At 65.1% G+C, this 20,521-nt stretch carries 16 protein-coding genes; 6 read left to right on the forward strand and 10 right to left on the reverse strand.

Features of this window, described 5'->3' with window-relative positions:
* Positions 1-22 precede the first annotated feature (22 nt).
* From QCE73_RS00565 to QCE73_RS00580, 4 genes are all read left to right on the forward strand, one after another.
* On the forward strand, positions 23-565 hold the full coding sequence (locus tag QCE73_RS00565; protein WP_035497380.1) for a response regulator transcription factor: 543 nt from the start codon (positions 23-25) through the stop codon (positions 563-565).
* A 470-nt stretch (positions 566-1,035) separates the two neighbouring features.
* Positions 1,036-2,595 carry a methyl-accepting chemotaxis protein gene (locus QCE73_RS00570; RefSeq protein ID WP_309879396.1) on the forward strand — a complete coding sequence of 520 codons (1,560 nt, stop codon included), beginning with the start codon at positions 1,036-1,038 and terminating at the stop codon, positions 2,593-2,595.
* A 161-nt stretch (positions 2,596-2,756) separates the two neighbouring features.
* Entirely contained in the window at positions 2,757-4,058 is a 1,302-nt protein-coding gene (locus tag QCE73_RS00575; protein WP_238209499.1) for a solute carrier family 23 protein, read from the forward strand.
* Positions 4,059-4,267: 209 nt separating this feature from the next.
* Positions 4,268-6,064: a YadA-like family protein gene (locus tag QCE73_RS00580; RefSeq protein WP_309879397.1), complete on the forward strand. Its 1,797-nt coding sequence runs from the start codon at positions 4,268-4,270 to the stop codon at positions 6,062-6,064.
* 63 nt (positions 6,065-6,127) lie between these two features.
* Here the strand turns inward: QCE73_RS00580 and QCE73_RS00585 are convergent, their stop codons facing one another.
* Positions 6,128-7,777 carry a Na+/H+ antiporter gene (locus tag QCE73_RS00585; RefSeq protein WP_309879398.1) on the reverse strand — a complete coding sequence of 550 codons (1,650 nt, stop codon included), beginning with the start codon at positions 7,775-7,777 and terminating at the stop codon, positions 6,128-6,130.
* A 385-nt stretch (positions 7,778-8,162) separates the two neighbouring features.
* Between QCE73_RS00585 and QCE73_RS00590 the strand changes: the two genes are divergently transcribed.
* A complete protein-coding gene (locus QCE73_RS00590) occupies positions 8,163-9,482 on the forward strand; it encodes an EAL domain-containing protein (protein WP_035497390.1) in 1,320 nt (439 codons plus the stop codon).
* On the opposite strand, the gene QCE73_RS00595 is transcribed toward QCE73_RS00590, so the two are convergent.
* Positions 9,483-13,049: an indolepyruvate ferredoxin oxidoreductase family protein gene (locus QCE73_RS00595; protein ID WP_309879399.1), complete on the reverse strand. Its 3,567-nt coding sequence runs from the start codon at positions 13,047-13,049 to the stop codon at positions 9,483-9,485.
* 248 nt (positions 13,050-13,297) lie between these two features.
* Between QCE73_RS00595 and QCE73_RS00600 the strand changes: the two genes are divergently transcribed.
* Positions 13,298-13,948, forward strand: coding sequence for a glutathione S-transferase family protein (locus tag QCE73_RS00600; protein ID WP_035497395.1), 651 nt, complete (start codon positions 13,298-13,300; stop codon positions 13,946-13,948).
* On the opposite strand, the gene QCE73_RS00605 is transcribed toward QCE73_RS00600, so the two are convergent.
* The 8 genes from QCE73_RS00605 to QCE73_RS00640 all read right to left on the reverse strand — a co-directional run bounded on the left by QCE73_RS00605 (position 13,945) and on the right by QCE73_RS00640 (position 20,372).
* A complete protein-coding gene (locus QCE73_RS00605) occupies positions 13,945-14,190 on the reverse strand; it encodes a hypothetical protein (protein WP_035497396.1) in 246 nt (81 codons plus the stop codon). The genes QCE73_RS00600 and QCE73_RS00605 overlap by 4 nt on opposite strands.
* Positions 14,191-14,256: 66 nt before the next feature.
* Complete coding sequence (locus QCE73_RS00610; RefSeq protein WP_035497397.1) at positions 14,257-14,478, reverse strand: hypothetical protein; 222 nt, start codon at positions 14,476-14,478, stop codon at positions 14,257-14,259.
* Positions 14,479-14,552: 74 nt separating this feature from the next.
* Entirely contained in the window at positions 14,553-15,464 is a 912-nt protein-coding gene (locus QCE73_RS00615; RefSeq protein ID WP_187608767.1) for a carbohydrate kinase, read from the reverse strand.
* A gap of 5 nt (positions 15,465-15,469) precedes the next feature.
* Positions 15,470-16,723 (reverse strand): AGE family epimerase/isomerase, encoded by a 1,254-nt coding sequence (locus QCE73_RS00620; RefSeq protein WP_309879400.1) that lies wholly within the window; start codon positions 16,721-16,723, stop codon positions 15,470-15,472.
* Positions 16,720-17,739, reverse strand: coding sequence for a LacI family DNA-binding transcriptional regulator (locus QCE73_RS00625; protein WP_035497401.1), 1,020 nt, complete (start codon positions 17,737-17,739; stop codon positions 16,720-16,722). Before QCE73_RS00625 ends, QCE73_RS00620 begins: the two co-directional genes overlap by 4 nt.
* Before the next feature lie 205 nt (positions 17,740-17,944).
* The gene (locus tag QCE73_RS00630; RefSeq protein ID WP_309879401.1) at positions 17,945-18,559 is read right to left on the reverse strand and encodes an SAM-dependent methyltransferase; all 615 of its coding nucleotides are present in this window, start codon (positions 18,557-18,559) and stop codon (positions 17,945-17,947) included.
* Complete coding sequence (locus QCE73_RS00635) at positions 18,556-19,347, reverse strand: PIG-L family deacetylase (protein WP_309879402.1); 792 nt, start codon at positions 19,345-19,347, stop codon at positions 18,556-18,558. The genes QCE73_RS00630 and QCE73_RS00635 overlap by 4 nt, the downstream gene beginning before the upstream one ends.
* Positions 19,335-20,372 (reverse strand): acyl-CoA dehydrogenase, encoded by a 1,038-nt coding sequence (locus QCE73_RS00640; RefSeq protein WP_309879403.1) that lies wholly within the window; start codon positions 20,370-20,372, stop codon positions 19,335-19,337. Before QCE73_RS00640 ends, QCE73_RS00635 begins: the two co-directional genes overlap by 13 nt.
* Positions 20,373-20,521: the final 149 nt, after the last annotated feature.

Raw genomic sequence — 20,521 nt, forward strand, 5'->3', positions numbered from 1 at the left:
ATCGGCATTACGGAGAAAAACCATGAGCGATACCAACTTCCTGATCATCGACGACGACGAAGTCTTTTCCGGCATTCTCGCCCGCGGCCTCACGCGGCGCGGCTTCACGCCACATCAGGCCCACGACGCCGACGAAGCGCTGAAACTCGCCAACCAGCACAAGTTCGGGCAGATCACGGTCGATCTTCATCTGGGCAACGATTCCGGGCTGCGGCTCGTCGCGCCATTGCGCGACCTGCAACCGGATGCGCGCATTCTGGTGCTGACCGGCTACGCGAGCATCGCGACGGCCGTTCAGGCGGTGAAGGATGGCGCGGACAACTATCTCGCCAAGCCGGCGAACGTCGAGTCGATTCTCTCCGCGCTCCACGAGCAGGCGAGCGAGCAGACGGCGGAGGAAGCGATCGAGAACCCGACGCTGCTGTCGGTCGCGCGGCTCGAATGGGAGCACATTCAGCGGGCGCTCGCCGAGAACAACGGCAATATTTCGGCGACGGCGCGCGCGCTCAACATGCATCGGCGCACGTTGCAGCGCAAGCTGGCGAAAAAGCCGGTGCGGCAGTAAGGCGAAACGACGCCCGGGCGACACTCGGTCGGGCGGCAGTTCGATATTGACGGGGAACGGCTTTGGCCGACGCGCTCGGAACGCACCGACGATAAAAAAGCGAGCGCCCAAAAAAGAACCGCCCAAGCCGGGTGCCAAGGGCGGTAATCGGAGAGTTGCAACAACATGCGTGTACATGGAACACGCATGTAGAAAGCATACGTCGCACGGCTGTACGCCCAAATCAGAAAACTCCCAATTAAGAAAAAGCTTAGTTTGTCTGCTGATGGGCAGCAATCGGCGGATTTCTTTCGACTGTCCTTTCGCGGGCCTTTCGTCGATATTTCGACGCTCATCCTCGCGCCGTTATCTCCTTCATACGCGCTCAAGAAAAATGAAACGAGCGCCGTAAAGCCACTCTGTGCGCAAACCGGAGTTTGCGCCGCGCCGTCCGCGGGCGTCGTCCGCGGGGCGTGAAAGAGGAGACATCGATGAAATGGTTTGACCGCCTGTCCGTGCTCAGCAAGCTGTTGCTGTCTTTCGCGGTCGTGATCCTGTTCTGCGCGTGCGTGGGCGTCACCGGCGTGGTTTCGCTCGCGAAGATGAACGGCCTGATCGAGGAAATCGGCCAACGTCATATGGACGGCCTCTATTGGGTCGAGGAAGTCAACAAGCACAAGCTCAACACGGATCTCGCCGCCGCCAACCTCACATTCGCCGACGACACCGGCAAGGCAAAGCTGAAGGAAGGCATGTCGTCGTCGCTCGACAGCATGCACCGCGCGTTCGAGCTCATGCGTCCGACGATGCGTTCCGCCGAAGGCATCGCGCTCTACGATACGGCGAGCAAGTCCGTCGCCGCGTGGGAAGACATCGTGCTGATGCAGATGGGCAGGAAGCCGATGCCGATCGACGTCGATCAGATGGGCCTCATCGCGCGCGCGATCGCCGCGAGCGAAAAGGCGCGCGATTCGCTGGAACGCCTCGCCGACTTCAAGCGTAAGCGTGCAACCGACGCGCGCCGCGACGCGGCATCGGAATACGAAACGATGCGCATCGTCATGCTCGCGCTCGTGTTCGGCGCGATGGTCGCGGGCGCGCTGCTCGCGGTTCTGATCGGCCGGCGTCTTTCCGCGCAGCTCGGCGGCGAGCCGGCTTACGCGGCGGACATCGCCGACCGCATCGCGCGCGGCGACCTGTCGACGCGCGTCGACACGCGCCCCGGCGACGACCGCAGCATGCTCGCGAGCCTCGGCAACATGAGCACGAAGCTCGCGGATATCGTCGGCGGGATTCGTCATTCGAGCGATTCGATTCTGTTCGCATCGCGCGAAATCGCGCAGGGCAACACCGACCTGTCGCAGCGCACTGAAGAACAGGCCGCGTCGCTGGAGGAAACCGCGTCGAGCATGGAGCAGCTCACGCAGACCGTGAAACAGAACGCGAGCAACGCGGACGAGGCGAGCGGCCTCGCGCGCGGCGCGTCGGACGTGTCGGCGCGCGGCAGCGAACTCGTGGGCGAAGTCGTGGACAACATGCGCGAACTGGCGTCCGGCTCCAAGCGCATGACGGACATCATCGCCGTGATCGAGGGCATCGCCTTCCAGACCAATATCCTCGCGCTGAACGCCGCAGTGGAAGCGGCGCGCGCCGGCGAGGAAGGGCGCGGCTTCGCGGTGGTCGCGGGCGAAGTGCGCTCGCTCGCGCAGCGCAGCGCGATGTCGGCGAAGGAAATCAAGGAACTGATCGAGGCATCGACGGCGCGCGTGGACAGCGGCGCGGCGCTGGCCGAGCGCGCCGGTGCGACGATGGCCGAAGTCACGCAGGCCGTGCAGCGCGTGACGGACATCATGGCGCAGATTTCATCGGCGTCGCACGAGCAGAGCGCGGGCATCGAGCAGGTGAACCGGGCCGTCGCGCAGATGGACGAGGTGACGCAGCAGAACGCGGCGCTCGTCGAGCAGGCGGCCGCCGCCGCGGGCGCGATGGCCGATCAGGCGGAGCAACTGAAGAGCGCGGTCGCGGTTTTCGAACTGGAGCGCGGCGTCTGACGCGGCGGGCAGGCGTGACACGTCGCGGGCATGCGACGGCCAAACGGTCGTAATATCGGCTCGCTTGCCACCCGAGAGCCCGCTCCGTACACTCGCGCCTGATTTTTCAGATCAAGCGCGCCGCACGGACGGCGCCTCACCGCCGAGAAGGAGCCCCGCCGATGTCCGATTCCTATTTCCCGCGCTGGCCAGTCCAGACGGATGCTCAGGAGGGGCGCATCGTCGCGCCCGACGAGCGCCTCGCCTGGCCGCAGATGATCGCGATGGGCATTCAGCACGTCGTCGCGATGTTCGGCTCGACCGTGCTCGCGCCGCTCCTGATGGGCTTCGATCCCAATCTGTGCATCTTCATGTCGGGCATCGGCACGCTGTTGTTCTTCGTGCTGGTCGGCGGGCGCGTGCCGAGCTATCTCGGGTCGAGCTTCGCGTTCATCGGCCTCGTGATCGCCGTGACGGGCTACGGCGGTCATGGCCCGAACATGAACATTCCGGTTGCGCTGGGCGGAATCATCGCGTGCGGCGTGGCTTACACGGTCATCGGCCTGATCGTCGCGGCGGTCGGCACGAAATGGATCGAAGCGCTGATGCCGCCGGTGGTCACGGGCGCGATCGTCTGCGTGATCGGGCTGAATCTCGCGCCGATCGCCGTGAAAGCCGTGATGGGCAGCAGCTTCGAATCGTGGATGGCGCTCGTCACCGTGCTGTGCGTGGGCGGCGTCGCGGTGTTCGCGCGCGGCATGGCGCAGCGCCTGCTGATTCTGATCGGCCTTGCGATCGCGTACGTCATCTATGCCGTGCTGACCAACGGCATGGGCATGGGCAAGCCAATCGATTTTTCGATCGTCGCGAACGCCGCGTGGTTCGGCATGCCTCACTTCACCGCGCCCGTGTTCGAAGCTCCGGCGATGACGCTGATCGCGCCGGTCGCGATCATTCTCGTCGCGGAGAATCTCGGGCACATCAAGGCCGTCGGGGCGATGACGGGCAAGAGCCTCGACAAGTACATCGGCCGCGCGTTCGTCGGCGACGGGCTGGCGACGATCGTCTCCGGTTTCGCCGGCGGCACCGGCGTGACGACGTATGCCGAGAACATCGGCGTGATGGCCGTCACGAAGATCTATTCGACGCTCGTGTTCGTGATCGCGGCGCTGTTCGCGATCGTGCTCGGGTTTTCGCCGAAGTTCGGCGCGGTGATCCAGACGATTCCGGGGCCGGTTCTGGGCGGCGTTTCGATCGTCGTGTTCGGCCTGATCGCGGTGACCGGCGCGCGCATCTGGGTCGTGAACAAGGTGAACTTCTCGGATAACCGCAATCTGATTGTCGCGGCCGTCACGCTCGTCCTCGGCACCGGCGATTTCACGCTGAAGCTCGGCGGGTTCGCGCTCGGCGGCATCGGGACGGCTACGTTCGGCGCGATCATCTTTTATGCGCTGTTGCGACGGCGCGGCGGCGGCGTCATCTGATGCTTGAACTCACGCGCGCCTCTCGGCGCGCGTGATGCTTTTAGGCAGGCATATTTGCTTCGTTCTGTATTTATCAGACACCTTCAGAATTATCGGCTGTTGCGCCAATAAGTCGCTCGCTAACATCGGCTGTCATCCACGGCGAAGAATGCATTTTTCCTTTAGAGCGCCGTGGTGATTAGTTCGGAATGCGAATAATGATAAACAGATTGAAACGTATCCAGAAGTCTGATTCGGCTGATTTGCCGAAGGCTGCACCAGGGCGCGGCAAGGCTTCGTCGAGACGGCGGCGCACGCCGGGCGTTCCGCGCATCCTGGCGATGCTTCTCTCCGTGACGGGTCTGGTCTTCGCCGGCGACGGTTTCGCGCAGGCGCAAGCGCAAGCGGTGATCAACGGAATCGGTGCGACCGCCACAAACCTGACGGGGGGCGCCGACAACGGCGTTGCATTGGGAGTGGACGCGCACGCCGACACGACGGCTTCCCCCGGTGCGTCGCCGGTCGCGATCGGGGCCGGCGCCAACGCGACCGGCGCGGCCTCGCAAGTGGCAATCGGCGATGGTGCGACAGCCAGCGGCGAAAACGCGATCGCGATCGGCGGTCATCCTTATTCCGACGTCACAACGGCGACCGGCGACTATTCGGTGGCGATCGGCGCATCGTCGCAGGCGACGGGGCGAGGCTCGTTGGCGTTCGGCGGAGATCAGGACAACAGTTCGGGCGCCAACGCCTCGGGTGATTACGCGCTGGCGTTCGGTGCAAAGTCCAACGCATCCGGCACCTCTTCGATGGCATTCGGAACGAATGCGCAGGCGCTCAACGCCAACGACGTCGCGCTCGGTTCCGGAAGCGTGACGGCTGCCGCCGTGGGCACCTCGTCGGTGAACATCAACGGAGTGAGCTACGACTTCAAAGGCACGGCTCCGGCCAGCACCGTCAGCATCGGTAGCGACGGCGCGGAGCGCACCTTGACCAACGTCGCCGCTGGCCGCATCGATGCGAACAGTACCGACGCCGTGAACGGCTCGCAACTGAATGCGACCAATCTGGCATTGGAGGCCGGAGGCGCCAAAGTGAACACGTTTGGCAGCGGCGCGGCGCAGGCGTTGGGCGGCGGCGCGCAATTCAATCCGGCGGACGGCACGTTCAGCGCGCCGGCCTACAACGTCTACGGGCAGCCCCAGTCGAACGTCGGCGACGCGTTCGTCGCGTTGCAGAATCTCGCGCCCCTGCAATTCTCCACTGCCGCTGCACCCACAGTCGGCCTCGGCGCCAATGGCCAGCCGATGTCGAACGACGTCACGCTGGTTGGACCGATGGCCGGCGCCGTCACGCTGCACAACGTAGCGGCCGGCGTCGATCTGACCGACGCGGTCAACGTCGGGCAACTGAACGGCGCGATCAGCGCGGCGGTCTTCAACGTGAGTCCCAGCGGCGCGGTTTGGGCGACAGGCAATCCGGACACGTATGCCGTTCCGGTCGCCACCGGCGCCAACGCCACGGCGATCGGCAGCGGCGCGGTTGCGTCCGGCCAGTCCAGCACGGCGATCGGCAACGGCGCAGCGGCAAACGCGGATAGCTCGGTCGCACTGGGCGCGAACTCGGTCGCGAACGAGGCCAACACGGTTTCCGTCGGCGCGGCGGGCAGCGAACGCCGCGTGACCAACGTTGCGCCAGCCGTGAACGGGACCGATGCCGTCAACCTGAATCAGATGAACGCGGGCCTCGGCAATCTGCAGAATCAGGTGAGGGATAACCTGAAGAAGTCATACGGCGGCACCGCTGCCGCCATCGCGATTTCGGGACTGCACTACGACGATCGGCCCGGAAAAATCTCCGCCGCGGTGGCGACGGGCTATTACCACAACCAGATGGGCCTCGCGATGGGCGTGGGCGGCACCTCGGAGGATGGCCGTTGGCGCGTGAATGGCGGCCTGACGCTGGCGCCTACGTTGTCGTCGCCGGATTTCGGCGCGGTCGTCGGCATGACGCATACGTTCAACTGAACGTAGCCAGCGCCTGAGAGCCGGACGCATCTTCGTCCGATGCGTCCGGCAGTTGCACGCGCGTCACGCGCCCGTCCCTCTCTTGCGGTTGACGATCGCCGTCTCCGACAAATCGACTTCCCGCATCAGCTTGTTCAGCGTCTCGTCGTTGATCTCCTGCAGGGACCGCAGCCGCAACAATTCCGCGCGCTCGGCCCTCAGCGCCGCCATCTTGAGCCGCGTCTCCACCAGTTCGCTCTTCTTCGCCGCCACGCGCGGTGCTTCTTCGTCGCCGAGCGATTCCAGCCGTCGGCGATACATGCCCATCACGCGCGCGGTCGAATCGGCGCAGCGCGCGGACCCGGCTTCATCCATCTGCTCGATGAGCTCGTCGTGCGTATCGTCGATCGCGCGGATCGCCGCCTGCGCGGCGCGGCGGCGCGCCATGCGTTCCTCCGCCGCGTGCGGATTCTTCTCGCGTTCGATGCCGCGCAGCATCAGCGGCAAGCCCACGACAGCGATGAGCAGCGACACCAGAATCACCGCCGACGCGATGAAAATGGCCAGGTCGCGCCCTTCGAGCGTCACGGGCAGCGACAGCACGCCCGCGAGCGTCACGGCGCCGCGCACGCCGCCGATCGTCGTCAGCGCGAGCGTGCGAAAACCGGGCGCGGCGCTGTCGATGCCGCGTTTCGCCGTCTTGCGCGCCGCGACCCAGCGCAGCGAATACACCCAGACAAATCGCAGCGAATAGAGCGCGACCAGCGTCGCGACCACATAGCCGATCAGGAGGCCCACTTGCGCGTCGCTGTCGTGATGCGCTTCGATCAGCGCCTGCCCGAGGATGTGCGGAAACTGCAACCCGAGCAGGATGAAGACCATGCCGTTGAAGACGAATTCGATCATTGTCCAGGTGCTCGTCATGCGCACGCGCACCGCGCTCGGAATGCCTTCGCGCAGGCTCTGGATGTTCATCATCATGCCGGCCGACACCGCCGCCAGAATGCCCGAGCAGCCCACATGCTCGGCCATGACATACGCCGCGAACGGAATCAGGAGCGTGAGGATCACGCCCGCGGCCGGGTCGTCGTCCTCGGAAAACTTCAGGAGACGCGACGGAATCTCGGTCAGCGCCCAACTGATCGCCGCGCCGATCGCGATCCCGCCCGCCGCGATGATGAAAAAGCTGATCGTCGCGTCGCGCAGCGAGAACACGCCCGTCAGCGCGGCCGCGATCGCGAACTTCAGCGCGACGAGGCCCGACGCGTCGTTCATCAGCGCTTCGCCTTCGAGGATATGCATCAGGTTCGCCGGAATCCGGTTGCGTCCGGCGATGCCGGTCAGCGCGACGGCGTCGGTCGGCGAGAGCACGGCGGCGAGCGCGAACGCGATGGGCAGCGGCATCGTCGGAATCATCGCGTGCAGGAAGTAGCCGAGCAGTCCGACGGTGATGAACACGAGGCCGAGCGCGAGCATCAGGATCGCGCGCCGCTGCATGTAGAGCTCGCGCTTCGGAATGCGCCAGCCGTCCGCGAACAGCAGCGGCGGAATGAAGAGCAGCATGAAAAGCTCGGGATCGAACGTGACGTGCAGCGCGAAGCCCGGCCACGCGAGGCACGCGCCGAGCGCGATCTGGATGAGCGGCAGCGGCAGCTTGACCGGGAGCAGGCTCAGGCCGAATCCCGACAGCGCCACGACCAGCAGAAGAATGAGGACGGTAAAGACGATTTCCATGTGTGCGCTACTGCACGACGCGCGCGAGCGGCCGGCGCACGCGGCGTCTAGCATTGATTCGATGAGCCGAAAGTTTAGCCTCTGCAAGCGATATGGGCAGCAGCGGTGGCTTCCGGTTTTCGCACCGAGACGGTGCGCGTGCACAGGAAATCGCCTGTTGGCGGTGCATGTGGCGGGCAAACCATCGACGAATCGACCCGCGCGCTGCGCATGGAGCTTGCTTTAACGAAGGCCACGGGACACTGAGACTCCCGACGAGATCATCGAGGGCTGTTCTTATGACAACGGTATGGGACGGGCCCGGCGCGGGTCCGGTGGCACGGATGACGCAAGGCAGGCGCAGGTCGACCGCGCATCGCCGGGACATGGAGGCGAGAGGATCGGCATGGTGATCGCAAACCCCGAGAAAGCGACGGTTTCCGCGCGCAGCTTCGAGCTCGGCGTGACATCGGGCTTCGACCGCTATTCGGTCGAGCATGGCGAGTTGACGCTATCGAGCGTCTTCCAGCCGGTGTTCAGTCTGTCGCACATGCGCGCGGTCGGCTACGAGGGCCTGTTGCGCGCGCACGATGCGCTCGACCGGCCGGTGTCGCCGCTCGATGTGTTCGGGCAGGCATCGCGCGTCGGCGAAGCATTGCTGATCGACCGGCTCGCGCAGGCGCTGCATCTCGAGAACTTCAAGATGCTCGGCGCGCAGACCGAATGGCTCTTTCTCAACGTGCATCCCGGCGCGCTGATCGAGCCGTACCACGCGGCAGCGCTGCTCGCGAATCTCAAGCGCCTCAATATCGAGCCGCGCCGCGTCGTGCTCGAAGTGCTCGAACAAAGCGCGGAAGATGTCGAGCGGCTCGCGCTCGCGGTGCAGCAGTTCCGCGATCACGGCTTTCTCATCGCGCTTGACGATTTCGGCGCCGGGCACACGAACATAGAGCGTATCTGGCAACTCGATCCGGACATCGTCAAACTCGATCGCGTGATGCTCTCGCACGCCGGCCACAACGTGCATGCGCCGCTATCTGCGCGCTCGCTCAAACAGCGGCGGAACATGGAGGCGGTGTTGTCGGGCATCGTGTCGCTGCTGCACGAGGCGGGCAAGCTCGTGTTGATCGAGGGCGTCGAGACCGAGCACGAAGCGCAACTCGCGCTCGCGAGCGGCGCGGACTTCGTGCAGGGATTTTTCTTCGCGCGGCCGCATCCGGGGCTCGCGGACAGCGCGCACGCGCAGACCGTGATCGGCGAGCTGACCGAGCGCTACCGCTTGCAGACCGAAGCGCGCGAGCGGCGTGTCGCGACGCGCCTCCAGCCGTATATCCGCGCGTTCGAGCGCGCCGCCGAGCGGCTCGCGGCGGGCGAGCCGCTCGAAGAAGTGTGCTGGAACTTCCTCGCGCTCGACAACGCCGCGCGCTGCTTCCTGCTCGATCAGAACGGCAAACAGGCGGGCCGCAACGTCGTGCTCCGCGCGGATCGCGCCGCGCACGAGGCGCGCTTTCTGCCGCTCATCGACGCCCAGGGCGCGAACTGGCTGCGCCGCCCGTACTTCCGGGCGGCGCTCGGCGACCCCGAGCGCGTGCATGTGACGAAGCCGTATCTGTCGATCAACGAAGCGATGCCGTGCGTCACGCTGTCGGTGGAGACGCGCTCGCAAGGCAAGCGCTGCGTGTTGTGCGGCGACGTCGACTGGTTGCCCGACGACGACATCGAATAATCACTTCGCCACGACGACCGGAATGCCCTTGAGCGAGGCCGCGCCCTTCATCGTGTCGATGGCGGCGCGCACGGCATCGCCCGTCGCCGCTTCGATACCGATGCGCGCCGCGATGTCGCGTTCGCTGCGCTTGACCATCGCGACGTTCGCGAGCTTCACGTGACCGTAGCCGCGCACGCGCTCGAAGAGGGCGGCGAGCGCTTTGATATCGCCCGCGCTGGCGGCGTCGAGCTTGCCGAGGGCGCGCGTCATCGTGATCTCGAAGTCGTCGGCGAGCTGGCGTTCCATGCGGCGTTCGAGCGTCTTGCCGAAGACATCGAGCGCCGTGCCGCGCAGCGCGCGAATCTTCGCGAGTCCGCCGAGCACCGGCCACATCCACTGGCCGAACACCTTCTTCTTCGGCGCGCCATGCGATAGGGCAGGCGGCGCGAGGTTGAACTTCACGGTATAGCTCTCGCCCGCCGTGCCGTCGAACTGCGCGCCGAGCGCGGCGCGGAACGCCGGGTCCGCATAGAGGCGCGCGACTTCGTATTCGTCCTTCACCGCGAGCAGCTTGTAGAACGAAATCGCGATGGCGCGCGCGACGGCCTCGTTGCCCGCCGCCTTGTTCACCAGCTTGCGATAACGCGCGACATACTTCGAACCGCCATAAGCCAGCAGACGTTCCTCGCGATCGCGGATCAGCTCGGGCAACGACATCCGGTCCATTACCACGCGCTTCGCCAGCACCTGCGCGGTCAGCGCTTCGAGCGCGCCCATGTCCGCCGCCGCGAGACGGCCGATCGAGAACGCCAGCTTGTTCGCCGCGACCGCGACATTGTTCAGCTCGATCGCGCGCATCAGCGCCGCGAGCGACAGCGGCACGAGGCCGAGCTGCCACGCGAAGCCGAGCATCAGGATGTTCGCGCCGATCGTATCGCCGAGAAAACGCTGCGCGAGCGCTTGCGCGTCGCAACTGCGCATCGCGTCGTGCGCGCCGGGGCCGGCGGCGTGACGCATCTTGTCGAGCAGCGCATCCGCGTGCAGATTCGCTTCCGGGTTCTGCACGAAGCTCGCGTTCGGGATCGCGTGCGTGTTCACGACGATCTTCGTGCGATCGTGCCGCACCGTCTGCAACGCTTCCGGACTCGCGCCGACGACCATGTCGCACGCGAGCAGCAAGTCCGCCTGTTGCGTGTCGATGCGCACCTGATTGAGCAGCGCGTCCGTCGCGGCGAAGCGCACGAACGACAGCACCGAGCCGCCCTTTTGCGCGAAGCCCATGAAATCGAGCACCGAGGCGCTCTTGCCTTCCAGATGCGCCGCCATGCTGATGAGCGCGCCGACCGTCACGACGCCCGTGCCGCCGACGCCCGTCACGAGAATGTCGTACGGCGCCTGATCGAGAAGGCCTGCCGGTTGCGGCAGCGCATCGACGCGGCGCGCGAGTTCGGCCGGGTCGAACGCGTGACCTTCGGCCTTTTTCAGCTTCGCGCCTTCGACCGTGACGAAGCTCGGGCAGAAGCCGTTCACGCACGAATAGTCCTTGTTGCACGACGACTGATCGATGCGCCGCTTGCGGCCCAGCTCCGTTTCGACCGGCTCGACCGAGAGGCAATTCGACTGCACGCCGCAATCGCCGCAGCCTTCGCACACGGCTTCGTTGATGAAGAGGCGCTTGTCCGGATCGGGAAACTCGCCTTTCTTGCGGCGACGGCGCTTTTCGGCGGCGCAGGTCTGATCGTAGATCAGCACGGTGACGCCCGGCGTGTCGCGCAGGCGGCGCTGCACGTCGTCCAGCTCGCTGCGATGATGAAACGTCGTGCCGCGCGGAAACTGATCTTCGTGGCCTTGATATTTCTCCGGCTCGTCGCTCACGACGACCAGGAGCGCGATGCCTTCCGCTTCCACCTGCCGCGCGATCTGCGGCACCGAAATGCTGCCGTCGACCGGCTGGCCGCCCGTCATCGCGACGGCGTCGTTGTAGAGAATCTTGTACGTGATGTTCGCCTTCGCGGCCACGGCCTGACGAATCGCGAGAATGCCCGAATGGAAGTAGGTGCCGTCGCCGAGATTCTGGAAGACGTGCGGCGTTTTCGTGAACATCGAATGCGACGCCCAGTCGACGCCTTCGCCGCCCATCTGTATCAGGCCGGTCGTATCGCGCTCCATCCACGACGCCATGAAGTGACAGCCGATGCCCGCCTGCGCGACCGAGCCTTCCGGCACTTTCGTCGATGTGTTGTGCGGGCAGCCCGAGCAGAAGTAGGGCGTGCGCTTAACTGTATCGGCGACATTCGAGAGGATGTTCGGCGCGACCAGATCGACGACCTTGTCGCGGCGATCGAGCGCAGGTTTGTGACGCGCGAGCCAGTCGGCGAAAACCGGCAGCACGCGCGACGGACGCAATTCGCCGAGCGCGGACAGAAGCTGCGCGCCGTCGCGCGCGTTCTTGCCGATCACGATCGGCCGCGCGCCTTCGACGCGGTTGTACAGGTGATCCTTGATCTGCTGCTCGATGACCGGTCCTTTCTCCTCGATCACGAGCACTTCGCTCAAACCTTCGACGAACGTCTCAAGCCGCGTCGTTTCGAGCGGATACGACAGCCCGACCTTGTAGATGCGCACGCCGGCGGCGTCGAGATCGTCGATGGTGAGTTCGAGACGGCGCAGCGCTTCCATCAGATCAAGATGCGCCTTGCCGCATGTCACGATGCCGACGTTCGCACGCGGGCTCGGCGCAATCCACTTGTCGATGCTGTTCGCGCGGGCGAAGTGACGCACGGCTTCGATCTTCGCGGCGAGGCGCGCTTCGATCGTCAGGCTCGGCAGGTCGGGCCAGCGGTTGTGCAGGCCGCCCGGCGGCGGCGTGAAATCGGCGGGCGCTTGCCAGTCGGTGCGGATCGCGTCGAGATCGACGGTCGAGCCGGATTCGACCGTCTCCGAAATCGCCTTGAAGCCGATCCACGCGCCCGAGAAACGCGACAGCGCCCAGCCGTAGAGGCCGAACTCCAGCATGTCCGCGACGTTCGACGGATTCACCACCGGCATGTGCCACGAGATCATCGTCTGGTCGCTCTGATGCGGCATCGACGACGACACGCAGCCGTGATCGTCGCCCGCTACCACCAGCACGCCACCGTGCGGCGACGAGCCGTACGCGTTGCCGTGCTTGAGCGCATCGCCCGCGCGATCGACGCCCGGGCCCTTGCCGTACCACATCGCGAACACGCCATCGACGGTGCGTTCTTCATCCGATTCCACGCGCTGCGTGCCGAGCACGGCGGTGCCGCCGAGTTCCTCGTTGATCGCGGGCAGAAAGCGCACATCGTGCGACGCGAGCAGTTTCTTCGCCTTCCACAATTGCTGATCGACCATGCCGAGCGGCGAGCCGCGATAACCGCTGACGAAACCGGCGGTGTTCAGATTGGCGGCGCGATCGCGTTCGCGCTGCATCAGGACGAGGCGCACGAGCGCCTGCGTGCCGGTGAGGAAGATTCGGCCTTTGGTGGCGCTCAGGTTGTCGCTGAGCTGGTAGTCCGACAGCGCGGGAGGAAAAAATGCATCGGCGGGGACGCGCGCGTTCATGAAATCTCCAGAGTCTTTTTTTGAGATGCGGGGCAATGCGACATTCTTTGCCGACAAATGCAGAATGTTTTTGCGCACTCGTCGCGATTCCGCGCACATCGAGAAGCAATGGCCTCATTTTTGAGATTAGCGGGAGGAATTTTTCTCGATCCCTTTTGCTTACGCGTAAACCCGATGCCGTGCGCCGCGCGATTTGCGGGGTTTTGGGGCTAACCTGAACGCATCGAAAGACAACGAAAACGACGCCGATGAAGCTCTTCTACTGGCCGAAGACGCGCGCCTTTCGCGCACTGTGGATGCTCGAAGAAATGCGCGTGCCGTATCAGCTCGAGTTCGTGAATATTCGGGCAGGGGCGCAGAACGATCCGAACTTCTGCCGCGTCAATCCGATGTCGAAGCTGCCCGCGCTGGAAGACGGCAGCGTGCGCGTGGCCGAATCGGGCGCGGTGCTGCTTTATCTCGCGGATCGCTATCCGGAAACCGCGCTCGGCGTGCCGATGCACGACCCTTCGCGCGGCCGCTTTCTTCAATGGATGTTTTTCACCGGCTCGTGTCTCGAACCCGCGATGGCCGAGCGCATGACCGGCGCGCCGGGCAACACGGTGAGTTTCGGCTGGGGCGATCTGACGCGCGTCGAGCAAGCGATCGAGAACGCGCTGGAAGAAGGGCCGTGGCTGCTCGGCGAACAATTCACCGCCGCCGATATTCTCGCGGCGAGCACGCTGCGGATCGCGTTCATCGCGAAGCTGCTCGAACCGGAGGGCGTGCTCTTCGATTACGTCGAGCGCTCGCTCGCGCGAGAAGGTTACGAACGCGCGTCAGCGATCGATCATCGCGAGGCCGAGCGGCTCGCGTTGAATACGCACGTGGGCCTCGCGCAGCCGTCGAACGAAAATTAGGGAAACGCTCGTGGTTTCGGAATGCCCGCGCCGGCTTCGATATCTGAGACGGCGCGCTGATGCGCGAGTTCGACGGCTTCGGCCTTGTCGGCGAGACCATCATCGCCGCCGACGGTCGTCCACGGCTGAACGGCCTTGTCGTGATGACGGATCTCGTATTCCGCGTCCCAGCGCGAGCCTTGCAGCTCGACCGCCCTCACGTGGATGGCGTAGACGCCGTATAGGAAGATCTGTTCCGGCATATGTCCTCCGATGCAGCCGGGAGGCGCCGCGAAGCTCCAGCGCCACGCGCCGCCTTGGCGGCCTGGCTACAGTTCGATTTCCCCGAGGATGCGGTGCGCGAGCGCGCGCGCTTCGTTGAGCGCTTCTTCTTCGTTGCCCGATTCGGCTTCCACTTCGTAGAGCGTCGCATCGGTATCCTCGCCGTCGTCGCGGGCGAGCGAGACGAGGCCCTGGAACTTGCCGCCGTCGACGGTGCGTACACCGATCGTCGCGGTATAGATGCCTTTCGTGTAGGTGGTGTCTTCCATGTGGATTCGCCTCCAGGCAAGGACGAACCCATGCTAGCACGCTGATATGTAACGCGTGCGACGCGCTTTCCAGATCACGTCAACAGATCTTCGACCTCTTCCAGCGAAGGCGAATGCGCGCCCGAATGACGGCACGCAGCCGCGCCCGCCGCGAGCGCGAACTTCAGGTGATCGGGCCAGTCGCCGTGGCGCGCCATCAGGCTATAGAGCAATCCGCCGATGGACGCATCGCCCGCGCCGACCGTGTCCGCCACTTCGACGCTCGGCGGGCGCGCGCTGTATTGCTGGTCGCCGGCGTAGAGCGTCGCCTGGCCCGACCCGCGCGTGACGAGCACCGTGGCTTGCGGATTCATCGAGCGGATTTTCGAGAGCGCGTCCGCTTCGGGCATGCCCTTGAAGAGCATGTGCAGATCCTCGTCCGATACCTTGATGAGATCGGCGAGGCTCGCCATGTTGCGCAGGATCGGCTCGTAGCCGTGCTCCATCAGATTGCGATAGTTCGGATCGAAGCTGATCTTCACGCCGTGCTCGCGCAGTTGGCGGGCGAGCGCGGCGAGCGTCGCGCCGAGCGGCTGGCGCACGAGGCTGATGCAGCCGAAGTGCGCCCACTTCACGCGCTCCATCCATCCTTGCGGCAGCCGCGACGGGTCGAACGCCAGATCCGCGCCGTTCTCGCCCATGAAGTAATACGTCGGCGGTTGCGTCTTGTGGACGATCGCGAGCAGCGGCGGGCGTTCGACGCGCTGCATGAAGCGCATGTCGAGCCCCGCCGAGGCGCTCGCTTCCCACAGGTCGTCGGAGAAATTGTCCGTGCCGAGCGAGCCGGCGCAGGCCGTCGGCAGCCCGAGCCGTGCGACCGCGCGCGCGACGTTCCAGCCCGCGCCACCCGGACGCGAAAGCCAGCTCGACACGTCGGTGCGGATCATGTCGGTGAGGATGTCGCCTGCCGAGACGAATTGCGGGAAGGTGGTTTGCTCGCTAGCCATTCGGGTCACCGTTGAGTCAAAGTCGGGCCGAGCGCGTTCAGCACTTCGTAGCACGCGCCCATGGTGTGATAGTCGGTCTTGCCGGCGGGACTTTTCTCGTCGCCGTACTTGCGGTTGTCGCACGTGAGAATGCGATACCACGCGCCGTATTCGTGATCGACGAAATGCGCCCAGCTATAGCGCCACAGTTCGTCGTAGCAGTCCCAGAAACGCTCGCGGCCCGTGCGCGCGCCGAGCAGCGCCGCCGCCGCGAAGCTTTCCGCCTGCACCCAGAAATATTTGTCGTGGTCGCAGATGGTGTCGTCCGGGCCGAAGCCGTAATAGAGGCCGCCGTGTCGGCTGTCCCACGCGCGATTGAAGCCGGCATCGAACAGTTCGACGGCGCGCGGCGCGAGCCACGGCAGCGCGCGATGCCGCTCGAGGATCAGCAGAAGCTTCGCCCATTCGATTTGATGCCCAGGCTGGAAGCCCCACGGACGGAAGATGTTCGAGCTGTCCGATTCGTTGTAGTGCCAGTCCACGGACCAGTCGCGGTGAAAGTGCTCCCAGACGAGCCCATTCGACAGCCTCGCCTGACGCAGCGTGATATTGCCCGCGATCTTTTCCGCGCGATCCAGATAGATGACGTGGCCCGTCGCCTCGTACGCGGCGAGGAGCGCCTCGGTCGCGTGCATGTTCGCGTTCTGGCCGCGATAGTCCGAAAGCTGCCAGTCGGGCGTGGCTTCGTCGGCGTAGAGGCCGGCGTCGGCGTCCCAGAAACGCCGCTCCATGAGCGCGAACGTTTCGTCGATCATCGGCTTTGCTTCGTCGATGCCCGCCATCGCCGCGTGCGCGCATGCGAGCAGCACGAACGCCGTGCCGTAGCAATGGCGCGTGCCGTCGAGCGTGCGCTTCTGCCCGTCGCGCCACTCGACTTCCCAGTCGTAGCCTTCGTTGGCGGCGTCCCAGTGCGCGTCGCGCAGGAATTTGAAAGCGTGGCGCGCGTCGTCTTGATAGCTCGCGTCGCCGAAATGGCGGTATGCCATCGCGTAATTGAAGACGAAGCGCGTGCTGCTGACGAGGTGGCGCGTTGTGCGGTCGTAGACGCTGCCGTCGTCCTTGAAGAAATGAAAGAAGCCGCCGGACGGGTCGCGTGCGTTGGGCGCGTAGAACGCGAGCGTGTCGCGCACGTGCGAGAGCAGGAAGTCGCGGCTGCGGAAGTCGATCGCGCGTTCTGCTGGCACTGCTTGCGCGACGGCAGGTGAGGCGGTCATGTTCATGGCGTGCTGATGTCCTGTTTCGTGCCCGAGCTCGCGCGAGGAACGAAATTGACGGCGACGAGCGTGTCGGCCTGGCTCGGCGGGCTCGATTGATCTTCCAACAGCAACTCGACGCCGCGGCGCCCGAGCGCTTCCTTGTCGACGGTCACGGTCGAGAGCGGCGGTGTGCTTTGCGCGGCGGCCGGAATGTCGTCGAAACCGACGAACGCGACGTCATCCGGCACGCGCAGCCCGTGCGCGAGACAGACACGCATCGCGGCGAGGGCCGCTGCATCGTTATAGGCGAAAACCGCGTCGGGCAGGGGACTGGATTGCGCGCGGGCGTCGGCGATCAGGCGCTCCATCGCGTCGGCGGCGGCGAGATCGGCGGGCAAGCCCGGCTGCGTGACGATTTCGAGTGTCGGATCGAAAAGCTGCCCGGCATCGAAATACGCCTTGCGATAGCCGAGCGCGCGCTGCGCGATGCTGTAATGCGCGAGCGATCCGCCGATGAACGCGATGCGCCGCCGTCCTTGCGCGAAAAGATGCTGCATGGCGAGCGACGCGCCTTTCACGTTGTCGATATTGACCGAGCGAAAGCCCGGCGCGCGCAAATCGATGAGCACGGTAGGCCGCGCGAGCGAATGCAGATGCGCGAGCAGTTCCGGCTCGACGAAGCCCGCGACCGCGATGGCGTCGGGCGCGTGCAGGCGCATCTGCTGCGCGAGATCCTGCGTCGGGCCAGCCGTGAGCACGGACGGGACGAGCCGCCGCTCGCGACACGCTTCCTCGAAACCGTTCAGCACGTGCGAGAAAAAAGGGCTGACGGCGAAATTGTTGTGCTGCCGATGCAGCAGAAAGGTCACGCGACGAATGCGCGTGCGCAACTGTCCCGAGTCGTAGCCGAGTTGCTGCGCGACTTCGACGACGCGCACGCGCGTCGCCTCGGACAAGCCCGGTTGATTCTTGAGCGCGCGTGACACCGTCCCGATCGAGACGCTTGCCGCACGCGCGACATCGCGAATGGTGGTGGCCATCGTGGTGTTCTCTGTCTCCGCCTGTTTTCGGCTGTTCTTTTGGTCCGCGCGAATGTTTATCGCGCGTGACCGGTTCGCATTGTTGGGGCGATTGTATAGTAAAAAAGCCGGAATTTACGCGTAGATTAGATTGGAGAAAACCAGTAGAGCCTTGTTGTATATGAGATTCCTTGCAGTCTGTTTGTTTAGTAAAAGTCAGAAAACGCTATACCGATGCTTCCCGGTCGTGGATCGAGCGCTTATCGGGCGTCCACACGTCGAGAACCAGGTCGTCGTCCCAATAGTGGCTGAGCAGCGGCAGACTCATGCGGCCGCGCAGCTTCGCGTGCACTTCGTCGCCGTGCTGCTCCCAGCCTTCGATCGGCCGACGCCAATGACACGCGACGACAGCGCCATCCCGCGACAGCGTTTGATGTATGTGCTCGACGATATGCCAAAGCTGCGGTTCGTCAAGGTAATAGCCGATCTCGCTGATCACGACGAGATCGAACTTGCCGCTTGGCCAGACATCGGGCAAGAGCATCTGCTGGACGGTTACGTTGGAACACTCCGCGACGCGTTGCCGGGTGAGCGCGACGGCGTCCTCGGCGATATCCGTGGCGACCAGTTCGTCGCAGCGCTGCGCCAGCAGGGCGGTCAGTTCGCCGTTGCCGCAGCCGGGCTCGAATGCACGTGCGTACCGCTCATGGGGAAGCGACGCGAGCATGAGCGCGCGCTTGCGCCGTTCATACCATCGATTTCTGATCTTCCAGGGATCGTCGTCGTGTCGATACAGGTTATCGAAGTACTGCTTAGTATTGTCGCTGGTGTTGTTGTTCATATGAGTACGACTTCGAAAGGCCGAGTCAGCCGGGCCAGCACATGCTCGGGTAGCACTGGCGCCTGACCGGTCGTGGTATCGGGATCGAGTTGGCTCCGAAAAGCCTGCACGGCCCGAAGCTTCCGGGCATGCGTTGCGGTGTCGAGGACGATGCGGCGAGCACGGCTCCATGGCACGCGCGTATCGTCCGGCGACGCCCAGTGCCAGGTCCAGAGCGGCACCTCCACGCAGGGCAGATCGAGCGCTTGTGCCGCGGAATGAACGGCGCGCCCGGCCGCTTCGTGGTCGGGGTGACCATCATAGCGCCAAGTCGTGAAAACGATATCGCCGGGTTGAAGAAATTCGGATAGTGATCCTGACAAAATTTCTTCGATGCGACCCGGCGCGCCGTCCGGAAGTCCGAGCCTGACCACCTCCACCTGCCGCAGATGCAGCCGTTGAAGCGCTGTTCTGGTTTCCTGCGGACGCACGCGCGCAAGGCGTTCCGGCGGCCATTCGGTCGAATCCGGGTGACTCGCGGTGCCGTCGGTGGCAGCAACGATGAGTATGCGACGGCTGATTTCCGAGAGACGGGCGAGCAGCCCGCCGGTGCCGAGCACTTCGTCGTCGGGGTGTGGCGCAACTACGACAGCCCGTCCGCCGAGCGGCACCAGTTCGGCGGGATCGACCTCGGGCAGCGCGTTGAGACGCGCCCATCCTTGCCACGCGGCCTCGGGCGTGCCTTCGCCGGATATCGTGCGGTTGGCGGCCTGTTTGTCTGTCGGCGCTTGCGTGGTCACACTTGCCATGAAGTTAGTCCCTCCTCTAAGACGCGCTCGGCGAGCGATGCTTCGTCGCGCTCGGCGTGGCTTTGTCGAATGAAAACCGGCAGATCGGCCATGAGTTGCGCGAAGTGCGCGTCGCGGCATAGCGGCGCTGCGCCCAGCGCGCGGCCGGCGCGCGCCACGACGAGCGCCGCCGCATGTTCCGCCGCGAGGCGTGCGCGCATTGCGGCTGCCATCGCGTCGGCGTGCGGCGACCGGTCGATGTACTCGGCCGTCTCGCGCAGCAACGCGGCCGTGGCGCACATGGTCGTATCGATGACACCAAGGTGCGCGAGCTTGTGCGGACCGGCGCGCTGCCTCGCGTCGCGCGCGACGAATGCGGCGATGCCTGCCGCCGCGCCGAACCAGCACGCGGCGATACCCGCGCCGCCGTGCCAGAAGCCGGGACGCTCGACGTACGCTCGCGGCGAACCGATCCGAAGGGCGGGCACGCGCTCGAAGGACACATCGACGCTCGCGCTCGCCTGCATGCCGACCGCTTGCCAGCCAGAGTCGGTGATCCGCACGCGGTCGTGTCTCAGATCGACGGCGGCAAGTACCGGTTCGTCGCGCTCGTTCCACGCGGTCACGAGCGCATGTGTGACCGACGCCGCGCCGGAGCACCATGATTTCGTGCCCTGCAAGAGCACGTTCTGCGAATCGATGTCGCCGAGCGCCGCTAGCCGCGCGTTCGGTGGCTCGGCCGCCCACACGGCCCACGCGCTGCCGTAGTCCGGTTGTTCGGCACCGAGCTCGGCGAGGATCGCGAGCGCGTCGGTGTGACCTTCGTAGAGCTTGACCAGCGACAGGTCGAACGCGGCGACCGCACCGAGCGAGCGCCAGCGTTCGGACGTGTTTCCGTGACCCGGCAAGGGCAGGCGATCCAGACCCTCGCTGATCAGCGCATGCAGCGCGTGACCTGCGTCTTTCGCGCTGCCACGCTGGAACGGCATTTCGTCGAGGAAGGCGCGCAAGGCGGATGCCGTCGTGTGTTGTTCGACGTGATTCATCGTTCCTTCCGCCTTTGATGAGTGACGCGTGATGTGCGCATGCTTGTCCTATGCCCGTTTCTGCACGGTGTTGAACAAGAGTGTGGCAAGGCACATGCCCGGCAAGAGTGTGGCAAGGCACATGCCCGGGCGCCATTCGGCCGAAAGGT

The organism is Caballeronia sp. LZ029 (assembly GCF_031451275.1).
Taxonomy (GTDB): Bacteria; Pseudomonadota; Gammaproteobacteria; order Burkholderiales; family Burkholderiaceae; genus Caballeronia; species Caballeronia jiangsuensis.